Origin of the sequence: Virgibacillus sp. W0430 (assembly GCF_051846935.1) — a bacterium.
Taxonomy (GTDB): Bacteria; Bacillota; Bacilli; order Bacillales; family Amphibacillaceae; genus JBPYCR01.
The window spans coordinates 1-19,923 of record NZ_JBPYCS010000037.1; the positions used below are offsets into that span (position 1 = coordinate 1).

Genomic DNA, 19,923 nt, shown 5'->3' on the forward strand with positions numbered 1-19,923 from the left:
CAATTAAGGACATCTCTGACTTCATTATAATAGCAGAAATCAACAAAACGTTCAAGAACTCCTTCCTTTTTTTATCTGTTTTTTCTTATCATATAATGTAGTATAATGTAGAAGAAATGGAGGAAAAGAAAAATGATCTTTGTATTAATTACATTAATTGCTGTAGCAATCGTTTTATTCGCTTATTCTTTTTTTATGTCCGATAAGTTCGATCAACTCGAAACTCAATTGGAGCAGTTTTCAATATCTACAATGCAAGATACATACCAAATGAAGAAAAAAATTAAAATTCTAGAAGAAGAGTTATTAACGGAAAGCGTTTCTGCTAATTCTATTTCCCCAGCTACTGAAAACAAACCATTAATGATTCAAAAAGTGCACCATTTACATCAGCAAGGGTATTCTGTAGAGGACATTTCTCAACAAATAGAGCTAAGCAGTCATGATGTTCAAGCAATATTAAAAAATACTTTATAGTTTATGGGGAGAGAAATATGAAGCAAGCAATTCGGGCCTTTTCTATCGGTTTATTCACTGCAAGTACTATTTTATTACTATTTTACTTTTTTCAAGAAAGTAATAAAGCGGAACGTACGTATTCGTTAGAGGAATTAACGGATATGGTTGAAGATACAGGAAATCGAATAGTTACAGAAGAAGAATACATAACATTATCCTTGTTAAAAGACGAAGAAAAAAATACAGAACCATCCGAAGATCTCGTAGACACATCGGAGAATTCAGAAGCGCAACAAACTCAGCCTGAAGTTAAAGCACCTCTTACGTATACGCTTAAAATCGAACCAAATATGATGCCAACAACAGTTAGTAAATTACTGGAGAGCAATAAGATAGTTGAGGATGCCTCCAAGCTAGATAACTATTTGGAAGAGCATGATATAAGTACACTCATACAAATAGGTGAACATCAACTAACGAGTGATATGAGCATTGCGGAAATTGCAACCATGATTACTAAGTAAAAATAGAAGAAGGACGTGCGAATCTAAAATTTTTCGCACGTCCAATTTGTGCTCTTTATATTAGTTCAACTGATACGCCTCACCTTTTACTAAAAACACAATGCTTTCTCCAATGTTTGTAATATGATCGGCAAACCGCTCAATATATCTAGCATTAAATGTCATTTGTAAAATATATTGATTTTTATCCATATTTACAGCTCGTTCCTTCAGCATTTCTTTAATTAGTTTACCGTATGCTTGATCAATCTCATCATCCATAATAGCCAAGCTTTTAAGTATTGCAATATCTTCTTCTCTAAATGCTTCCACAACAACCTTCAGCATATTTAGAGCAACATCGCGCATTTCTTTTATTGCATAATGGATAATTAAATTATGATTGTCACCTAGGTGTACAGTTGATTTTGCAATGTTTTTAGCGTTATCGCCCATGCGTTCTAAATCGTTCGTAATTTTAATAGCACTAATAAGCATTCTTAAATCCGTAGCAACAGGCTGTTGTTTTGCTAACATTAATACTGCTTGGTTATTTATTTCATTTTCACATCGATCTATTTCTTTATCCTTTACGATGATACGCTTCGCCATTTGCACGTCTTGGTTATGTAAAGCATCAATAGAAAGAATAAAGGCTTCCTCCGTCATCTCAGCTAGCGTAATAATTTTAGTTTTCAACAGTTGCAATTCACTATGAAAATTTCCTCTAATATTCATACAACCTCCTTATGTACTCATGACATCTTCTTCTACAATACATCTTCTTTATATAGCACTTGTGAATTCAATGTAAAGAATTCGTAAATTTTCTTCTTAAACTACCGTAAATGGCATCTTTTATAAAACAAAAATGGCCCAATATCATTTATGCTAAATAATGATTGGGACCATCTCTTTTTGAGCGGTACATATTATTTAATTTAGGAGCTTAATTATTTGTTGTTCTTTCCTTTTTCAGATCAAAATATGCATCCATTAAACGTGTGCCTATTTTATGGTTTGCAGGGTATTGTCCTTTTACTGCTCCTGTATGTGGTACCATAATTGCAAAGGCAATTTCAGGATTTTCCATCGGCGCATATCCAACAAGCGCTAGATTTTCAGTATCCGCCAATTTTTTTCTATCTTTATATATTGCGTTTTCGGCTGTACCAGTTTTCCCTACAGCGTTATAAGCTTTACCTGCCCAATACCTTGCACCCGTTCCCCCAGATTCTCGAAATACTTTGCGGAAGCCTTCTTGTACTCGCTTAATTTCACTATCTTCCATTTGTATACGGTTCAGTACTTGCGGATTAGTGCTTTTATATAATGGACCGAGCTCGCCATCTTCAATTGCCGGCTCTCTAATTTCCTTTACAAAATACGGTTTAACACGATAGCCATCGTTCGCTATTGTCGATACATATTGAGCGAGCTGTAAGGTTGTAAACGTATCATACTGCCCAATCGCATAGTCCATTAATAAACCTGGCTTGTATAAAGTTCCGCGTACTCCGGTTGCCTCATAAGGAAAATCTATACCTGTTTTAACACCGAGTCCAAATTGATGAAAATAACTTCTCATTTCAGCGAACGCATCACTGTTAAATGTCGGCCGCCCGTTGTCTGGGAATGGATTACGATATTCTCCTCCCATTCGTAGTGCGATATAGTACATATAAACGTTTGACGACAGTTTTAATGCACTTAAATCATTAACTGGTCCTAATCGTCGATAGGATGCTTTTATAGGTGTTTCTGCTATTTTAATTGGTCGATCTGTAAAAGATTGATACGGTGAAATAACACCCGATTGGTATCCTGCTAAAACCGTAGCTCCTTTTATTGAAGAGCCTGGAAGGTGTGCATCATACAGTGCTTTAAAGGCGGCATCTTCAAATTTGTTTTTAGAACGATTATAATGCTGACCAGATATTGCTAAAATCTCGCCTGTTTGGGGATTCATAGCGACTGCGATCGCATCTTCCAAATGCTGATTTTGATATGGGAACTTTTGAATAGTGTTTTTCAGTTCATCGCGGACAATTTCATCCACGCGTTGTTGAAATTCCATATCAATGGTCAATATTAAATCTTTTCCTCTTTCTCCTGGAACAATTACTTCCGAATCAATCACTTTGCCAGACTTTGTAGTTGTATATTGAATTTGTTCCTTTCTTCCTCGTAGAACATCTTCATATTGTTCTTCCAGTCCACTTATTCCTACACGGTCATTTCGACTATAACCACGTGATAAATAGTATTGCTCCTTATCGGCAGGAATCCCTTGATCTTGGCTCGTAATTGAACCAATAAATGAGCTAATCGATTCTTCAAATGGATATTCACGCTCCCAGTCCGTAGTTGCATTAATACCTGGTAAAAGATCAAGATGTTCAGCTACTTGTGCATATTCTTCTGCTGTCACGTCCTTATTTTTCACGACGTGTGGTGTTAATGAAAATGCTTTATCTAACTCTTTTTTAATAGCAATAACTTCAAGCTCTTCTTTGGAAAAGTCACGTACTTCATCTTCCGTAATTCTTTTTAAAGCTAGATCATATTGCTCCACATCATTTAATTTTTGTTTTTCTTCATCTGATAGCCGAGCAACCGCTTTTTCCTTATTTTTTAAATACCAATACTCTTTTTTATTTCTTAACGTCACTCGATCTAATTCCTCATCGCTATCCATTGCAATAAAGCGTGCCAGGTCTTCTGCGAGCTCAAGCTTATCCTCTGCTTGCACTCCTTTAGGTGGTGTATATGTTATCGAGTATAGTGGCATGTTGTCGACAACTACATTATGATAGCGATCAAGCATCTTCCCTCTCGGTACAGGTATTTTTGTTGTATCTTGAATTGTCCGATCAATTTCCTGCTGAAAAGCTTCCCCTTTTAGAATCTGCACAATTCCTAATTGCACGATTAACACAGAAAACAGTAAAAATACAATGAAAAATAATATATTTAATCGAAAAGGGAGTTGTGCTTTTTTCTTTTTCATTCCCATATCGCTCCCGCCTGCTCAATGATCTTATTCTCGATCCTCTATTATATCATTTTTCATCTCGCTTTTTAATGATTTATCTATTTTTTTCATCGGACAGTTGTTCTTTTACAATGACTTCTTTACTAGAAGGCTCTGTTAAGTAAATATCTTTCATAAAAAAGAAAATCATTAAATACCCTGCACCGAATGTTGCTAATAAAAACGGGATAACAGTTTGTGCAGGAAATATTGTTACGCCTATTAAAAAGATCACAATAGCAACCACTCTTCCAAGATTTACAAACAATTCACGTACGACAATATATTCAATTCTTAGCTCTTTTGCAAATCGGGCTTTGCCAATTACGTCATACGTCATCGAAATGTAAGGTACATTAATTATCGGGTAGGCAATTCCAATAATGATCGCATAGATCATTAAATGCCAATAACTAATTTGAAATAATATGACGTAAATTGAGAAATAAAGCATTAGACCACCAACCAATATCGCTTGCTTTCGTTTTGTTGGCTTGATTACTTTAGTAGCCACAAAATAAAAAATAAAAGATAGGCCCGATAAAAATAAATTAAATGTTCCTAATGCTAATTCACTTTTCGTAGTTAAGAAAACCCATATCGTTATAACAAATAAAAATATGCCCTCTCTTATTCCTTGAAAAATGTGTGCATGCAATGTCTTTTTCCAGTTGTTATTTTCAAATCGTTCGTCTAATACTTGTTTGAATTTAAATTGACCTTCAGCTTTACGGCGCTCCAGAAAGAAACTACATACTACCGCCAAAATAAATAATAAAAAAGATATTGTAAATATTGTTTTATACCCTGTGTTCGCTGTCATGATCGATATAATAAATCCCGCCAGTATTGGACCGATCATCCCACCGAACGACTCCAGAACTCCTAAAAAACCATTGAAAAAATCACGGGTATCTGGTTCTGTTATTTCGAAAGTTAATACATTAAAAGCTAACCAATAAAAACCATAGCCGATACCAAGCAAACTACCGAGTAAAAAATTAAAATAAGCTGCTTTTTCACCAATAATTAACACATTCAAAAAGAAAATCGATAAAAAAATGACTCCTAGTCGTAGAACGACAATTCGATCGATTTTCTTTGCTATTTTTCCTGCTACAATAAAAGTAGCAGGCTGAAAAATAAAGATAGCTAAATTATACATTGCAATCGTAATATAATCGCCTGATTGCTTCCATAAATAGACGTTTACAAATGTGTTTGATAAAAATATACCTAATGAATAAAGACCGCCAATAACGAGTAAGAGGAGTAAATCTCTTGTTATTTCGACCTTTTCAAATAAAGCATGTAATATATTTTGCATATCTCAAAACCCCTTTATATAGTTCATAGTGTGAACAATTCGTTCTGAGATATGTAAAATTAAAAACGTAAAGAAACCACGTAAATAAGGGTTGCTGATAGTGATGGAAAAAAATATGTGGAATGACAGCCTTTGAGTGGGAAAAATCACGTGAAGATTACAAAAGTAATTTCCACGTGACTTTTTATAATTGTTTTCGTTCATTAAAAGAACCGCATATAATAACCATGTTGGTCTTTAAGTAGCTGACTCTTCTAGATCTGAATTTGTCGCTCAGCTATGCACGCTAACGTAATGAGTAGCTGTACTTCTAGAACAATGAATTAAAATCTACTACAACTGTATCGGAGCAATTGAGATAGCACCTAAAACGATATAAAGTTGTAAACAGCCAAAAATAGCATGTGTTTGATCTCACTTATTTCCTCTTAAGAAGTTTATGTTTTCCGTTTGGGTCGATGTCAACTTCTTTGAAGCACTAGATTGAGTCAAATATTTGTGGGTGTTATTTTAAGAAGTTAAAAACCTCTCTTTGTATTCGTTAATTTTAGTATTGATTCCTACCGACCGCAGTAGATATACACTACGCTTTCCGTGGAGGCTGAAGCCGTGCCCGCGGAAAGCATCCACATGCAGTGAATATCAACGGTGTTATTCATGTGTATATCGTTCGAAGTTAAATTGATCACATATTATCTAGTTAGATTCGTGCATCTGTTCCCCCACAATCATTTTACTCATAGGAAGCACTATCAGTTTGTAACAGGGTTCTTCATCGCTGTTAAGCTCTTCATTCCGTATCGATTCTAGAAAGCGTCAATATAAAAAGCCACGAAAACGTAAACGTTTCGTGGCTTTTCGCTTTTTATTTGTTGTTGCTGTAGTTCTTTTCAACTTCAGCCCAGTTTACTACATCCCAAAACGCTTTTGCATATTCTGGGCGTCTGTTTTGATACTTTAAATAGTATGCATGCTCCCAAACATCAAGTCCCAATAGAGGAGTTTTTCCTTCCATTAAAGGAGAGTCTTGGTTTGGTGTACTCATAATTTCAATTTCTCCATTATTTAAAGCAAGCCAAGCCCAACCAGACCCGAAACGACCAGCTGCTGCTGCTTCAAATTGTTCTTTAAATTTATCAAAGCTTCCAAATTTAGAATTAATTTTTTCAGCTAGTTCACCGGATGGCTCTCCACCGCCATTTGGAGAAAGTGTTTTCCAAAACAGGCTGTGGTTTGCATGTCCGCCACCATTATTGCGAACTGCTGTACGAATGCTTTCTGGTACTGCATCTAAATCTGAAATTAAATCCTCCACTGATTTCTCTTGGAGATTACTATGGCCTTCTAGTGCATCATTTAGTTTTGTTACATACGTATTATGATGCTTTGTGTGATGGATGTTCATCGTTTCTTTGTCTATAGTTGGTTCTAATGCCTCATATGCGTATGGTAGTTCAGGTAATTCAAATTTAGCCATTAATTATCGTCTCCCTTTAAATTACTTTTTATTTTGGAAGAATTGGTAAATCAACCCTTCATTTAAAGAGTATCAAAGCCCATTCATTCATGCAAATTATAAGCATATGAAAAGCATTGGGTTAATCCCAATGCTTTTCATAAAGTGGCTCGAGACGGAATCGAACCGCCGACACAAGGATTTTCAGTCCTTTGCTCTACCGACTGAGCTATCGAGCCATAATATAATGTAGTTTATTATTTGAGTTTGACACCTACATCTTCTAGCCTATGCTTCGATGATATGTGCTTCGGGGTTACTCGAACCGTATTCGGTGTAGTCCTGCTTGTTCTACGTAATTAAACAGTTAATATGTATCAAAAAGGAGGAAGAGGGATTCGAACCCCCGCGGGCTTTGACACCCCTGTCGGTTTTCAAGACCGATCCCTTCAGCCAGACTTGGGTATTCCTCCGACATTTTATGGTGGACCCTGCAGGATTCGAACCTGCGACCGATCGGTTATGAGCCGATAGCTCTAACCAACTGAGCTAAGGGTCCTTATAATTTAATGGTAGCGGCGGAGGGGATCGAACCCACGACCTCACGGGTATGAACCGTACGCTCTCGCCAGCTGAGCTACGCCGCCACATGGCTCCACAGGTAGGATTCGAACCTACGACCGATCGGTTAACAGCCGATAGCTCTACCACTGAGCTACTGTGGAATAAGTTAAATTAATAAAGATAAATGTAAGCAGTATGTTTTATATTCAATTAGATGTTAATTAAGACGACAAGATATAATTTACCACGTTAGATCCAATCTGTCAACACTTTATTTATGCTTGTTTCACAAAACTTTTACTAAAATAAATCCATGCTACAGTATGTAATTTCGGGAAAGAACAATACATACTATAGCATGTTCATTTATTTATTTCAACATATTATTAAAAGATCTAATTATTAAACAATTATAACTTCTCGCTTAATACTTCCTCGGCAATGTTAACTGCATGATCTCCTATTCGCTCTAAATTACTAATAATATCCACAAATACGATACCAGCTGATCCAGAACATCTACCTTCATTTACGCGAATTATATGTTTCTTTCGATACGTTCTCTCCATTTTATCAATTTGGTCTTCTTTTTGTACAACAACTAGGGCTTCCTCTCTATCCATTAAATCAAGGGCTTTAACTGCCTGTTTAACGGTTAGAATGGTTAAATCAAACATATTATTTAAATCTTCATGAGCACTTTCCGTCAAATTAATTTTGTTTGATATTTTATAGTCAATTAATTCAATTATGTTTTCGAAATGATCTCCAATTCTTTCTATATCTCGAACTGAATCCATAAGTGCTGTATGTTTTGCACTCTCTGCTTCTGATAATGTTCCGCTGGAAATACTTATTAAATAATTGGTAATATTTCGATCAAGATTATTTAGCGCACCTTCAATTTGCATTGCCATTTCTGAATGCTTCTGCTGTTGTGTAGTCAAATATAAGCTCGTTTCTTCTAAACCTTTATAAGCGTACTCGCCCATGCGAATAATTTCCGATTTCGCTTGAGAAAGGGCTAACGTAGACGACTGTTGAAGAAAAATCGGATCTAAATGTTTTGGTTTATATTCAACTGTAACATCTTCACCTGGAATAATTTTTGTGACCATCCAAGCAAGAATCGCTATAAATGGAAATTGAATAATCGTATTAGCTATATTAAAACTACCGTGAGCAAAGGCTATCGTCATTTCTGGATTGAGATTAAATTTTCCTTGTAAGAATAGCACATATTTCGTAAAAACATCAAGAATAAGAAGAAAGACGGTCGCACCTACTAAGTTGAAAATAACATGCGTATATGCTGCTCTTTTTGCTGCTACAGTAGCTCCTAAAGAAGCAATTATTGCTGTTATTGTTGTACCAATATTATCGCCAAACAAAACTGGAATAGCTGCTTTTAAACTAATTGCCCCTTCACTAAACAACCCTTGCAAAATACCTATTGTAGCACTGGAGCTTTGTACGATTAACGTAAATACTGTTCCAATAGCAACACCTAATACAGGATTTGAACTCATATCTACAGTTAACTCATGAAAAACTTCCAAGCTACGTAAAGGCTTCATTCCAGAGCTCATTAAGCCTAAACCGAAAAACAAAGCACCAAATCCAAATATCGTTTGACCTGCTGCATTTACTTTTTGATTAGAAAAGAAGAAAAGCAAAAAACATCCTACAGCAATTATCGGTAATGCATATTCGCCAATATTTATCCCAATAATAAAAGCTGTCACGGTCGTACCGATATTAGCTCCCATAATAACGCCTATTGCTTGTCTAAGTGTCATAAAGCCAGCGTTTACTAAGCCAACAGTTAGTACAGTCGTACCTGAACTGCTCTGTATAAGAATAGTTACGATAATTCCAGCAAGAACACCTAGAAACGGATTACTTGTGAATTTATCTAGTATATCCCTTAGACGATCACCTGCTGACTTTTGCAAACCTTCTCCCATATATTTTATACCTAGGAGAAATATTCCGAGTCCACCTACAAACTCAAATATGAGTTGCTGTACATTAATTTCCAATTGATAATCAACCTCACTCGTGTTGTGCCTTTTTATGTAATAGCTTGTCCATGTCCTATTATCAAAAATCAAACATAATTTGTAAAGTAACTTTTAAATATTTTACACTATGTTTACAATTGGTCTGCAAAGGTATAATTATGGTTCTAGCTTTTTTACGAGTATTCTTGTACCGTCAACCTTTACAACTACTATTTTACTTCCTTTTTCAATCCATTGCGCATTCGAAATTCCACTAAAATCTTGACCATTAATAGAGATTGTTCCGACCGGACGTAAATCTGTTAATGTTTCGCCATGTAGCCCAACCAATCCTTCATATTCTTTATTCATGGAACTATAGCCTTTATCTTTCGTCAATCGATCCTTAAGTGCAATCTTTTCCCACATATTTCTTCGCTTAAACATTTTCAGGAAAAAAAAGGCACATCCACTTCCGAGTAACACTCCAATAACAGCATATAACCCTGATGAAATATTTTGTGCTGCTAATGCAGTTGCTAATAGCATGCATGCCAAGCCTAATGTCGCCAGAGTACCATCATTAATTAGCTTACCATCTGCGATAATAAGTAATAATCCAATAAAGTACACAATAAGCATTAAAATAAAGGTGCTCGGTTCTACAATATTTCCATAAAAATAAAATGTTATTAATCCGATACCTAATAGTCCAAATATACCACGCATATTAACAAGTATTTCACCAATCAAAAACATCGTACCAAAAAATGTTATTAAAAATAAGACCCAACCAGCATCTACTATAGGTAAGACCAATGGTATTCCTCCTCTATAATTAAGCCACTCCTACACTAAGGAAGTGATTTTATGGGAATGTTAAAAAGAATGGCTGTTTATCTTTTTATTATTTTATTTCTAATGAGTATGTATAATGACCTTACTAAAGGATCTATTTTGTATGAAGAAGTTGTGCCAATTGACAAGCAGGAAAATTCGATTGTTAAAATTAAAGCGCGCTCTGGCGATACTGTTTTAACAATGTCCGAAAGGTTATATTCATCCGATAGCATTCGTATGGAAAAAATTATGGAAGACTTTAAAAAACTAAACCCGCATACAAATCCATATCGTTTGATAGCAGACGAATATTATTATTTTCCAGCTAAAGACACTACTCTCCCATAGTATACCATTAATCACCTTTTGCGAGCATAAAAAGAAGCTGAATAAATCAGCTTCATGATGATACAATTGGAAGAAACAGGCGAATTACTATTGATAATGTACCAACAACGATAGCAGTATTTCCTAAAATTTCTGCATCTCTTCTCCTAGCCATAAATCCTAGGATAATGCCAGCAGCACCGAATATAATCGGTATTATAAAAAAGGATAGAATAGAGAGTACAACAGAAATCCATCCAAATGACCAATTCGTGTCTTTCTGTACATCCTCTTCATCTTTGATGAAAGTATCACTTGTTAATTCAGCAGCAATTTCTTCCTCTCTTGAACCGTTCCGCTTTTCTTCTGCTTGATCATACATATAATTTGTTAACGATTGCCGTTTGTCCTGTTCGCCCATTTTATCTTGCATGCCTTCATCTCGATAATCATCCATAAATTAACCTTCCCTTCTTAAAGGATCACGTTTAGTTTATGGAGTCCAACTGTTAATAGTAATGTTATTTTTTGGAATGATGCAGTAAAAAGGTTTCCTTTTTAATTTAAATACATACAATGAAGTGAATTATTACATTCGTTCGATAACATGAAAAGGAGCAAACTCATGACGGATATTCTTAAACGTATCGTAGTGACCAGGCTACAGCAGCTTACAAATCATGAATTAATACATTATGGCAGGAAATATCGATTCACTATTTCCTTAGAAGAAGCGAATCAATTGACACGGTACATTCAAACTGCAAAACCGAATCCATTTGAAGCGAAGGATCGATTGAAAATGTATAACGAAATAAGTCGCGTTACAAATAAAGAAACCGCTGAAAAAGCAGAACAATTGTTTATTAAAATGATTAAAGAACATGGGCTTGAGCATTTATTCGAATGAGGTTTAGAATTTTTTATAACACAAATCCGAACGAAGTCATCTTGTAAATCGAATCATTCGTTCGGATTCTCTCATCCCTTAGTTATTTCTAAATTCTATTTAACGTATCATTTACTCATAATTTGTTGTTTTAAATCTGATATAAACGTACCTTGCTTTAACATCTCAATTTCATACTTATACGGAGGCTTTTTATTCTTTTTATCTTCGCCAACATAAGGAGTTTCTAATATTTTAGGGATGTCAATCAATTGTTCATGAAACGTGACATAATGAAGTGCTTTAAATCCTATATGCCCAAACCCTATATTTTCATGTCTGTCCTTGCCGGCACCTTGTTCATTTTTGCTATCATTAACGTGGATGACTTTTAAGCGATCGACTCCAATTACTTTATCGAATTCATTCAAAACGCCATCAAAATCATTTGCAACATCATATCCAGCATCGTGCACGTGGCACGTATCCAAGCAGACCGATAAATTTTCGTTATGCGTTACCCCATCAATGATTTTAGCAATTTCTTCAAAATTCCGACCGATTTCAGTCCCTTTCCCTGCCATTGTTTCCAATGCAATTTGCACTGTCTCCGTGTTTGATAACACTTCGTTTAATCCTTGAATGATCTGTTTTATGCCTACATCCGCTCCAGCACCTACATGAGCGCCTGGATGTAGTACGATCTGCTTAGCGCCTATCGCTGCAGTTCGATCGAGTTCATTGCGCAAAAAAGAGACACCTAATTCATAAGTCGCTTGTTTTGTTGTATTACCTATATTAATAATATATGGAGCATGTACGACAATATCTTCCATCTTATTCTCCAGCATATGCTGTCTTCCTGCTTCGATATTTAGCTCTTCGATCGGTTTTCTGCGTGTATTTTGAGGTGCGCCTGTATATATCATAAACGTATTTGCTTCATAAGATGCTGCCTCTTCACTTGACCCAAGCAACATTTTTTTCCCACTCATCGATACGTGAGATCCTAATTTAACCATGTATTCCACCCCACTATTTGTTTTTTCTCGTTTTTTGCCGCAGCTTTCTTTTTATTTGCTGCTGCTGTTGTTTCATTTTTTTCTTATATCCTGGTTTTATTTTCTTTGGTTTTTTTACATAACTCCAGGCTTCTTTTTCTAAATTAGTAGTCGTGTTTTTCCGTAGTTTTCTTTTATTATATGGATCGGCATTTACCCATTGTCCGTTTTTAGGCTCAGTATAAGAGAACGTTATACCTTTATTCTCCAACTTACTAATGAGTTGTATATCTGCTTCCTTGTATATACTAATAACTGTCCCAGCCATTCCTGCTCTCGCAGTTCTACCCGAACGATGGATATAAAAGTGTTCTTCTTTTGGTAGCTCAGCATTAATAACATGGCTGACACCTTTAATATCAATTCCTCTAGATGCTAAATCTGTAGCAACGATATATTGACATTGCAATTGTTGAATTTGCTTCAATGTTCGCTTTCTTTCTCTAGGGGTTAAGCCACCATGTAATACGGAGACTTGCAGTCCATTTTGTTGTAAATTTGCGGCTAGTTCGTCTGCTTTTTCCTTTCCGTTTGTAAATATTATTGCCAAATATGGCTGAATGACTTTACTAATATTTAAGAGGACATCCTCTTCCGTCCGATGCTTTAAATGGATAAGGCGGTGTTCCAATGCCTTTGGTGATAATCCGTCGTCAATTTTAATATATATAGGCTGATACAAATATTTATTAAAGAAGTGTTCTAAACGTTGTGGAATTGTTGCAGAGAACACGAGTAATTGAATTCCTTCTTGACAACGAACTAATAATTGATCGACTGTCTCAATAAAGCCTAAATCGAGCATCAAGTCCGCTTCATCAATAACAAAGGAAGTGGCAGAGTAAATAGATAGTACGCCTTCTGAAACTAAATCTAAAATCCTTCCAGGTGTACCAATGACAATATCTGGTGCATTTTTTAATTGCTGAATCATCCGCTGTTTATCTGTTCCACCGATTAGTAACTTCGTTGTCCAGATTTGCTCTTTTCCTGCTAATTCAATTATTCTTTTAACTTCATCATATATTTGTCTAGCCAATTCTCGCGTAGGTAATGTAATTATAAGCTGTACGTCATCTACGTCTGTTTTCAATTGATTTATAAGCGGCAATAAATATGCATGTGTCTTACCTGATCCTGTTTGAGATTTACCAATAAGACTTTTACCTTGTAATATATGTGGTATGGCTTTTTGTTGTATTTCTGTCGGGTTAATAAAGCCCAACTTATTTATAACGTCTAATACTGTTTCGTTCATACCAATATCGTTAAAGCTGTAGTTTTTCATTCATCAATACTCCTTTAAACCAGGCTATATGAACACTTTAGAATTAAACATACAAAAACGGATCTGTATTCGTATCTGATATGAATATTTCGATAGAATGGTCAAATTTATCTTGCAAAAATTTCTGTACCGCTTTTTTCATAGCACTTTCGATGTAATGGCCAGCATCAATGACGGCTAAACCCATTTCCATTGCATCCTGTGCTTGATGAAAACTCATATCTCCAGTAATATACACGTCTGCACCTTTTTGTTTTGCCTGGTGGATATACTTTTCTCCACTACCACCTAATAGGGCTACTTTATTAACTAGGCGCTTTGGTTCACCAATTATTCGTACGTGCGATTGGTTAAACACTTGCTTAACTTGATCTGCAACCGACTGTAACGTCATATCACCTTTTTTAAGATTTCCAATACGACCTAATCCAATCGATTTCCCTTTGTTTTCCATTGCATATAAATCATACGCCGGCTCTTCATATGGATGTGCTTCTTTCATTTTTAATAAAACATTCGATAAATCGGACTTTTTTACAATCGTTTCAACCTTTGTTTCTGAAACAGTTTCTAATTCATTTTCGGTTCCAATATAAGGCGTTGATCCTTTTAAAGGTTTAAAAGTACCGTTTCCTTCTGTTTGAAATGTACAATGGCTATAATTCCCAATATGTCCAGCTCCTTGCGAACCTAACGCATTTCGTAATTGATCTACATGTGTTGTTGGTATATAAACAACAAGCTTAACTAATTGTTCGTTTTGCAAATGGATAAGGTGATCTATTACTTGAACATCTAGTTGCTCACATAAAATGTCGTTTACACCGTTATCGGCAATATCTAAATTTGTATGAGCAGCATACACAGAGATATTATTTAAAATACATTTATGAATAATTTTCCCTTTAACACTATTTATATTTATTTGTTTTAACGGTTTAAAAAACAATGGATGGTGGGCAATGATTAAATCAATGTGTTGGTCGATAGCCTCATCAACTACTGCTTCAGTTACATCTAAAGTAACTAAAACTCTTTTAGCAGATTGCTCAAACGAACCGATTTGTAGACCGACATTATCCCAATCATAAGCTAAGGAGAGTGGAGCCCAACTTTCCATCGCATCGAATATTTCTGAATTCGTTACTTTAATTGCCATTTGTCATTGCCTCCTTAATCCATTGTAATTCCAGCTCAATATGTTCTATTTTTTTAAAATCTTGATATTTCGCCTTTCTCATTTGACTAAGTATACGTTGGCGTTTCTGTTGTTCATATTTCCATTTCGTACAGAAATGTTCTGATTTCTTTTTTAATAACAGTGGCCCTAGCAACTGCTGTTTTTTTGTTAAATACGTACAATTCTCTATCGTTTTATCAGCAACAATGTACTCATATAAATGACCTTTTTCTTCAATAATATCTTCTTCAACAATTAAAAAATTGTTTCTCGACAGCCAATCACGTACTTGATTTGCATCGGTATTTGGTTGCAGGATCATTCGTTGGACATACGGTATTTTCTCGTCGCCCTCACCTATTATATGACGAATCAATCCTCCGCCCATGCCTGAGATCGTTAATAACGTAACTTTATCTGTTGGTGTTAAGATAGTTAGTCCATCCCCAAGACGAACATCTATTTGTTTGTCTAGCCGAAACGCTTCCACGGTTGATTTAGCTCGTAAATAAGGACCCTTGTTTACTTCCCCAGCGATTGCTTTTGCTGAGGGATCGTGTAAACAAATATAGGTAGGCAAATATGCATGATCCGATCCTATATCTGCGATAAAGGCTCCTTTTTTTACATGAGAAGCTAATGTTTGCAAGCGTTTAGACAGGATTAATTCACCCATTGTTTTCCCCTTTAAGTCGTTGTATGGTCGTTCGAATATTCTATTACAAATCTCTTACGTTAGATTCTACGAATTCTACGATCGAAGTAGTTCAAATGAAGAAAAGCTTTCTGGATATATTCAGAAAGCTTGCATTTCACTATAATTATTTCATTTCTCCTAGCCACTTAGCCAAAGCCTCTGCTTGTCCATCGTTTACAAGCCCACCAGGCATGCCGGCATCGGTACCGTTAATAATGATGTTTTTTATTTCATCCTCTGAAAGCTCACTGCCAACCTTTGTTAAATCAGGCCCAGCTCCACCTGATAGATCAGCGCCGTGACAGCTCGCACAGCTTTTAGCGTAGATCGCTTCTGGATCATCAGCGGTTGCTCCCTCTTCAGTTTGTGGTTCTCCACCATTCTCCTCAGCTTGTTGAATTTCTGCTCGTTGATTTAACCCAATATAAGAAACGATAACAATTGCAAATAAGCCAACAACGGCAATTGCTGCAAATGGGAGAAGATTTTTCTTCATTGTAGTTCCTCCTTATGTAATCTCTTGATCCTTAATTAGACATAGACTATCCTTATTCTACTTTAAAACCATTTCACTTTAAAGCGTAACATGTGAAAAAATTAGTAAATTATAAACATAATAAATAATAGTGCTCCCAAGATGCTTGCTATGCCTATAATCGCACTCTTTTTATAATAGCCTAACAGGAGCCATATGATCAAGTTTACTGCAATCACTGTATTAAGCAATAGCGAACTTGAAAAAAAGTAGTTCATCCACGTGTAGCTAAATAATAGAATTAAACATAAAAAAACAAATAAAGCTAAGTTGTAGTAATACGTATTGTTTACGTTTTTATAAGCTATCATGGATCTATAAGTTAATAAAATAAAAATAATAAAAACAATTGCTTGCCACATACCATGTAATTGAATAAAATATACGAAACAAAAAGCTGTAGGCAACAATAGAATTAATAAGATGATGCGTAAAGTAAACAACCAGTTTATTTTTTCTGACTCAGCACGATCGGAATCATACTCCCCTTTAGTGTATAAAGCTAAAAGGAAGTCACAGTAACGTCCAGGTAGTAATTTATGGTCTTTCCAATATTCTATTTCTTTAATAATAATTTGCGCACGTTTTTTGTTATCGAATTCCATGGTCGTTCACCTCAGCCATCCACGTCAAAGGAACATTCCAGCCATTGCTCACAACTTCAGTGAACAATGACTCGAATTACTCAAGAAAATCCTTTAATCGTTTACTACGACTTGGATGTCTTAGTTTACGTAATGCTTTCGCTTCAATCTGTCGAATTCTTTCTCTAGTAACTCCAAATACTTTTCCTACCTCTTCTAACGTGCGTGTCCGCCCATCATCAAGACCGAAGCGTAAACGAAGTACATTCTCTTCACGATCTGTCAACGTATCCAAAACATCCTCTAATTGTTCTTTTAACAACTCATAGGCTGCATGATCTGATGGAGATACAGCTTCTTGATCTTCAATAAAGTCACCAAGATGTGAATCATCTTCTTCTCCGATTGGTGTCTCAAGTGAAACCGGCTCCTGAGCGATCTTTAAGATGTCCCTAACTTTATCGGGAGATAATTCCATGTCTTCCCCAATTTCTTCTGGTGTTGGCTCCCTGCCTAGGTCTTGTAACAATTGACGCTGAACCCGAATTAGTTTATTAATTGTTTCTACCATGTGGACTGGAATTCGAATTGTTCTTGCTTGATCGGCAATCGCTCTCGTTATCGCTTGTCGAATCCACCATGTTGCATACGTACTAAATTTAAACCCTTTTTCGTGATCAAACTTTTCGACCGCTTTTATAAGCCCCATATTTCCTTCTTGTATAAGATCAAGAAAAAGCATACCTCGACCAACATAACGCTTGGCAATACTAACAACAAGTCGCAAGTTCGCCTCAGCGAGGGCGCGACTCGCTTCTTCATCACCATTTCTTATCCGAATCGCTAGATCTACTTCTTCTTCAGCAGACAATAAATCAACACGTCCGATTTCCTTTAGATACATCCGAACAGGATCATTTATTTTCACCCCTAAAGGTACACTTAAGTCTTTTAAATTTTCCTCTTCTTCTTTTGCTATTTCTTTCATCGTCGGATCGTTTTCTGACTCTCCAATTATGTCGACACCTTGTCCTTCTAGGTACTCATAAAATTCATCTAACTGATCTGGTTCGATAACAAATGCGGACAAACGATCTGCAACTTCTTCGTATGCTAATACACCGCGTTTTTTACCCATTTCAAGCAATTCTTCTTTTGCTTGATCAATTGTCATGTCGCTATCATTATTCATTATTTGAGAAGACTTATTTTCTGACATGAGTCCCCCTCCTTCCAAACTACATAAAGATTATTTTAATTGCTTTAGCTTTTCTTTTTCAAGAATTTCCATTGCAATTTTTGCAGCTTTAATTGGATCATTTTGTTGTTCTGCCAATTTTTGTTCTTTTTTTAAATCGTAAATGGAAGCATGATCTTCATATTGCAATTTAATTGTGTGGATACAATCTGAAAGCACATGTTCATTTAGCGTATCATACAACGGCAACATTGCTATTTCTGCAACGAGATTTTTTAATGTATTATCTTCTATCTTATTCATAAAAAGACTTATATCGGAATCTTCGTATTCTTCGTAAAATGCATATAAGTGTGTTACAATTATTTTATGAGCATCAATGTTAAATGACGCTCCTAATTCTTTTTGCACTCTACTAGTAACCGCTGGATCGTGTAACATAAATGCAAGCAAAAGCCTTTCTGCATTATGAAACGCTGGCAACAACTTCTGTTTTTCTCCATTGATTATCGTCTTATTAGTATATCTGTTCTCATCTCTTTTATCCTTATGATGCCGTCTTGCGTTATATTTCATTAATTCACTATTTAATGTATCCAACGTTATATTAAATTCTTCACTTAATTCTTTTAAATAATATTCCCTTTCAATCGAGCTCTCAATCATTGCCAGCTCATGTAATACTTTTTCTATATATTTAATACGTTCCCCTTCACTGCTCAAGTTAAAATCTTTTTTTATAAATTGCTTATAAAACTTAATAAATGTAGCACTTGGTCGCAGTATCTCTTCTCGAAAAACATTTACTCCATATCGTGCAATATAGCTGTCAGGATCCATGTCATCCTTTAAGCTCGCAATTTTAACCTCACATCCAGCCTCTCGTAATAATTTAGCCGCTTGGTAGCTTGCTTCGATCCCTGCTTGATCTGCATCGTAGCAAATAATCACAGTTTCGACATATCGCTTAAGTAAGCGGGCCTGGAATTCAGTCAGCGACGTGCCTAGCGTAGCAACAACATTTTTCACCCCAGCTTGATACGCAGCAATTACATCCATGTACCCTTCAAAAAGAATTGCTTCATTGCTTTTACGAATATGATTTTTAGCTAGATCAAAATTGTATAATAATTTACTTTTGTGAAACAAATCACTTTCAGAGCTGTTCAAGTACTTCGGTTCTTGATTGTTTATCGACCGACCACCAAAAGCTACTGTCTTCCCAATGTGATTTCGAATCGGAAAAATTACTCTTCCTTGGAAGCGATCCATTACCTTTTGATTATCATATAACGTAAGGAAACCTGATTTTATTAGAAATTGTCGATGGAAGCCTTTCTTCTCTAAAAACTCTGCTGTAAATCCTGGTGTAGTAGGAGCATAACCGAGTTGAAAGGTGTTTATGCTTTCTTCTGATATTCCACGCGTATTTAAGTAATCTAGACCATCCCTTCCATCCTTTGTATATTTTAATAAATGATGGTACAACTTGGACAACCAGTTATGAGCTGTCAAAACATTTTGGTTATCTTCCGTCAGAGCTGGTTGCTTTGAATCGTTTGTCTCCGGCAGTTCAATACCAGAACGACTAGCAAGATCCTTTATTGCATCTTGGAAGCTCAGATTTTCTATTTCCATTAAAAAGGTGATCACATTACCACCCTTGCCACACCCGAAGCAATGAAAAATTTGCTTTTCTTGTGTGACTGAAAAAGACGGGGTTTGTTCCCCATGGAAAGGACATAAGCCAAAATAATTCCTTCCTTGCTTTTTCAGTTGAACATATTCACTCACTACATCCGTAATATCAATGGATTTACGAACATTTTCAACTATATCCTCAGGAATTCGAGCTGACATTTAAATCACCATGCTTGTCCTTAATATAGTATTTCGATATAAATGAATAGAATCCTTCATTATTCGACAGTTTTTTTATTTTGTCGAAAAAAATCCCTTCCTAATAAAACATTTTCTT

The 19,923-nt window shown here is 35.6% G+C and carries 19 protein-coding genes and 5 tRNA genes; 4 read left to right on the forward strand and 20 right to left on the reverse strand.

The window, feature by feature from the left end:
• Window positions 1–132: 132 nt before the first annotated feature.
• Window positions 133–477 carry a hypothetical protein gene (locus ACLIBH_RS13125; protein ID WP_439317169.1) on the forward strand — a complete coding sequence of 115 codons (345 nt, stop codon included), beginning with the start codon at window positions 133–135 and terminating at the stop codon, window positions 475–477.
• Window positions 478–494: 17 nt separating this feature from the next.
• Window positions 495–983, forward strand: a complete 489-nt coding sequence (locus tag ACLIBH_RS13130) for a hypothetical protein (RefSeq protein ID WP_439317170.1) — start codon at window positions 495–497, stop codon at window positions 981–983.
• Between the two features lie 60 nt (window positions 984–1,043).
• On the opposite strand, the gene phoU is transcribed toward ACLIBH_RS13130, so the two are convergent.
• The 11 genes from phoU to ACLIBH_RS13185 form a co-directional block, all read right to left on the reverse strand.
• The gene (phoU, locus tag ACLIBH_RS13135; RefSeq protein WP_439317171.1) at window positions 1,044–1,700 is read right to left on the reverse strand and encodes a phosphate signaling complex protein PhoU; all 657 of its coding nucleotides are present in this window, start codon (window positions 1,698–1,700) and stop codon (window positions 1,044–1,046) included.
• Window positions 1,701–1,911: 211 nt separating this feature from the next.
• Entirely contained in the window at window positions 1,912–3,972 is a 2,061-nt protein-coding gene (locus tag ACLIBH_RS13140; RefSeq protein ID WP_439317172.1) for a peptidoglycan D,D-transpeptidase FtsI family protein, read from the reverse strand.
• 79 nt (window positions 3,973–4,051) lie between these two features.
• A complete protein-coding gene (locus ACLIBH_RS13145; RefSeq protein WP_439317173.1) occupies window positions 4,052–5,323 on the reverse strand; it encodes an MFS transporter in 1,272 nt (423 codons plus the stop codon).
• An 865-nt stretch (window positions 5,324–6,188) separates the two neighbouring features.
• Window positions 6,189–6,800 carry a superoxide dismutase gene (locus ACLIBH_RS13150; RefSeq protein WP_439317174.1) on the reverse strand — a complete coding sequence of 204 codons (612 nt, stop codon included), beginning with the start codon at window positions 6,798–6,800 and terminating at the stop codon, window positions 6,189–6,191.
• Between the two features lie 145 nt (window positions 6,801–6,945).
• Window positions 6,946–7,018: transfer RNA gene (locus ACLIBH_RS13155), tRNA-Phe, on the reverse strand.
• A 144-nt stretch (window positions 7,019–7,162) separates the two neighbouring features.
• Window positions 7,163–7,252, reverse strand: a tRNA-Ser gene (locus ACLIBH_RS13160).
• A 9-nt stretch (window positions 7,253–7,261) separates the two neighbouring features.
• Window positions 7,262–7,338, reverse strand: a tRNA-Ile gene (locus ACLIBH_RS13165).
• An 11-nt stretch (window positions 7,339–7,349) separates the two neighbouring features.
• Window positions 7,350–7,426 (reverse strand) — tRNA-Met (locus ACLIBH_RS13170).
• Window positions 7,427–7,429: 3 nt separating this feature from the next.
• Window positions 7,430–7,504 (reverse strand) — tRNA-Asn (locus ACLIBH_RS13175).
• 249 nt (window positions 7,505–7,753) lie between these two features.
• Complete coding sequence (locus tag ACLIBH_RS13180; RefSeq protein ID WP_439317175.1) at window positions 7,754–9,385, reverse strand: Na/Pi cotransporter family protein; 1,632 nt, start codon at window positions 9,383–9,385, stop codon at window positions 7,754–7,756.
• A gap of 138 nt (window positions 9,386–9,523) precedes the next feature.
• Window positions 9,524–10,165: an NfeD family protein gene (locus ACLIBH_RS13185; protein ID WP_439317176.1), complete on the reverse strand. Its 642-nt coding sequence runs from the start codon at window positions 10,163–10,165 to the stop codon at window positions 9,524–9,526.
• A gap of 51 nt (window positions 10,166–10,216) precedes the next feature.
• Between ACLIBH_RS13185 and ACLIBH_RS13190 the strand changes: the two genes are divergently transcribed.
• A complete protein-coding gene (locus ACLIBH_RS13190) occupies window positions 10,217–10,534 on the forward strand; it encodes a hypothetical protein (protein ID WP_439317177.1) in 318 nt (105 codons plus the stop codon).
• Between the two features lie 52 nt (window positions 10,535–10,586).
• Here ACLIBH_RS13190 and ACLIBH_RS13195 read toward each other — a convergent pair whose 3' ends face one another.
• Window positions 10,587–10,970, reverse strand: a complete 384-nt coding sequence (locus ACLIBH_RS13195) for a hypothetical protein (protein ID WP_439317178.1) — start codon at window positions 10,968–10,970, stop codon at window positions 10,587–10,589.
• 168 nt (window positions 10,971–11,138) lie between these two features.
• Between ACLIBH_RS13195 and ACLIBH_RS13200 the strand changes: the two genes are divergently transcribed.
• The gene (locus ACLIBH_RS13200; RefSeq protein ID WP_439317179.1) at window positions 11,139–11,423 is read left to right on the forward strand and encodes a DUF2624 family protein; all 285 of its coding nucleotides are present in this window, start codon (window positions 11,139–11,141) and stop codon (window positions 11,421–11,423) included.
• A gap of 107 nt (window positions 11,424–11,530) precedes the next feature.
• Here the strand turns inward: ACLIBH_RS13200 and ACLIBH_RS13205 are convergent, their stop codons facing one another.
• The 8 genes from ACLIBH_RS13205 to dnaG form a co-directional block, all read right to left on the reverse strand.
• Window positions 11,531–12,424 carry a deoxyribonuclease IV gene (locus ACLIBH_RS13205; RefSeq protein WP_439317180.1) on the reverse strand — a complete coding sequence of 298 codons (894 nt, stop codon included), beginning with the start codon at window positions 12,422–12,424 and terminating at the stop codon, window positions 11,531–11,533.
• Window positions 12,425–12,437: 13 nt separating this feature from the next.
• Complete coding sequence (locus ACLIBH_RS13210) at window positions 12,438–13,751, reverse strand: DEAD/DEAH box helicase (protein ID WP_439317181.1); 1,314 nt, start codon at window positions 13,749–13,751, stop codon at window positions 12,438–12,440.
• A gap of 43 nt (window positions 13,752–13,794) precedes the next feature.
• Window positions 13,795–14,910: a Nif3-like dinuclear metal center hexameric protein gene (locus tag ACLIBH_RS13215; RefSeq protein WP_439317182.1), complete on the reverse strand. Its 1,116-nt coding sequence runs from the start codon at window positions 14,908–14,910 to the stop codon at window positions 13,795–13,797.
• Window positions 14,900–15,607 carry a tRNA (adenine(22)-N(1))-methyltransferase gene (locus ACLIBH_RS13220; protein ID WP_439317183.1) on the reverse strand — a complete coding sequence of 236 codons (708 nt, stop codon included), beginning with the start codon at window positions 15,605–15,607 and terminating at the stop codon, window positions 14,900–14,902. The genes ACLIBH_RS13215 and ACLIBH_RS13220 overlap by 11 nt, the downstream gene beginning before the upstream one ends.
• Window positions 15,608–15,752: 145 nt before the next feature.
• Window positions 15,753–16,124 carry a cytochrome c550 gene (cccA, locus tag ACLIBH_RS13225; protein WP_439317184.1) on the reverse strand — a complete coding sequence of 124 codons (372 nt, stop codon included), beginning with the start codon at window positions 16,122–16,124 and terminating at the stop codon, window positions 15,753–15,755.
• A gap of 101 nt (window positions 16,125–16,225) precedes the next feature.
• Entirely contained in the window at window positions 16,226–16,768 is a 543-nt protein-coding gene (locus ACLIBH_RS13230) for a hypothetical protein (protein WP_439317185.1), read from the reverse strand.
• Window positions 16,769–16,844: 76 nt separating this feature from the next.
• Window positions 16,845–17,966: an RNA polymerase sigma factor RpoD gene (gene rpoD, locus ACLIBH_RS13235; protein ID WP_439317186.1), complete on the reverse strand. Its 1,122-nt coding sequence runs from the start codon at window positions 17,964–17,966 to the stop codon at window positions 16,845–16,847.
• A gap of 30 nt (window positions 17,967–17,996) precedes the next feature.
• Window positions 17,997–19,805 (reverse strand): DNA primase, encoded by a 1,809-nt coding sequence (gene dnaG / locus ACLIBH_RS13240; protein ID WP_439317187.1) that lies wholly within the window; start codon window positions 19,803–19,805, stop codon window positions 17,997–17,999.
• Window positions 19,806–19,923 lie beyond the last annotated feature (118 nt).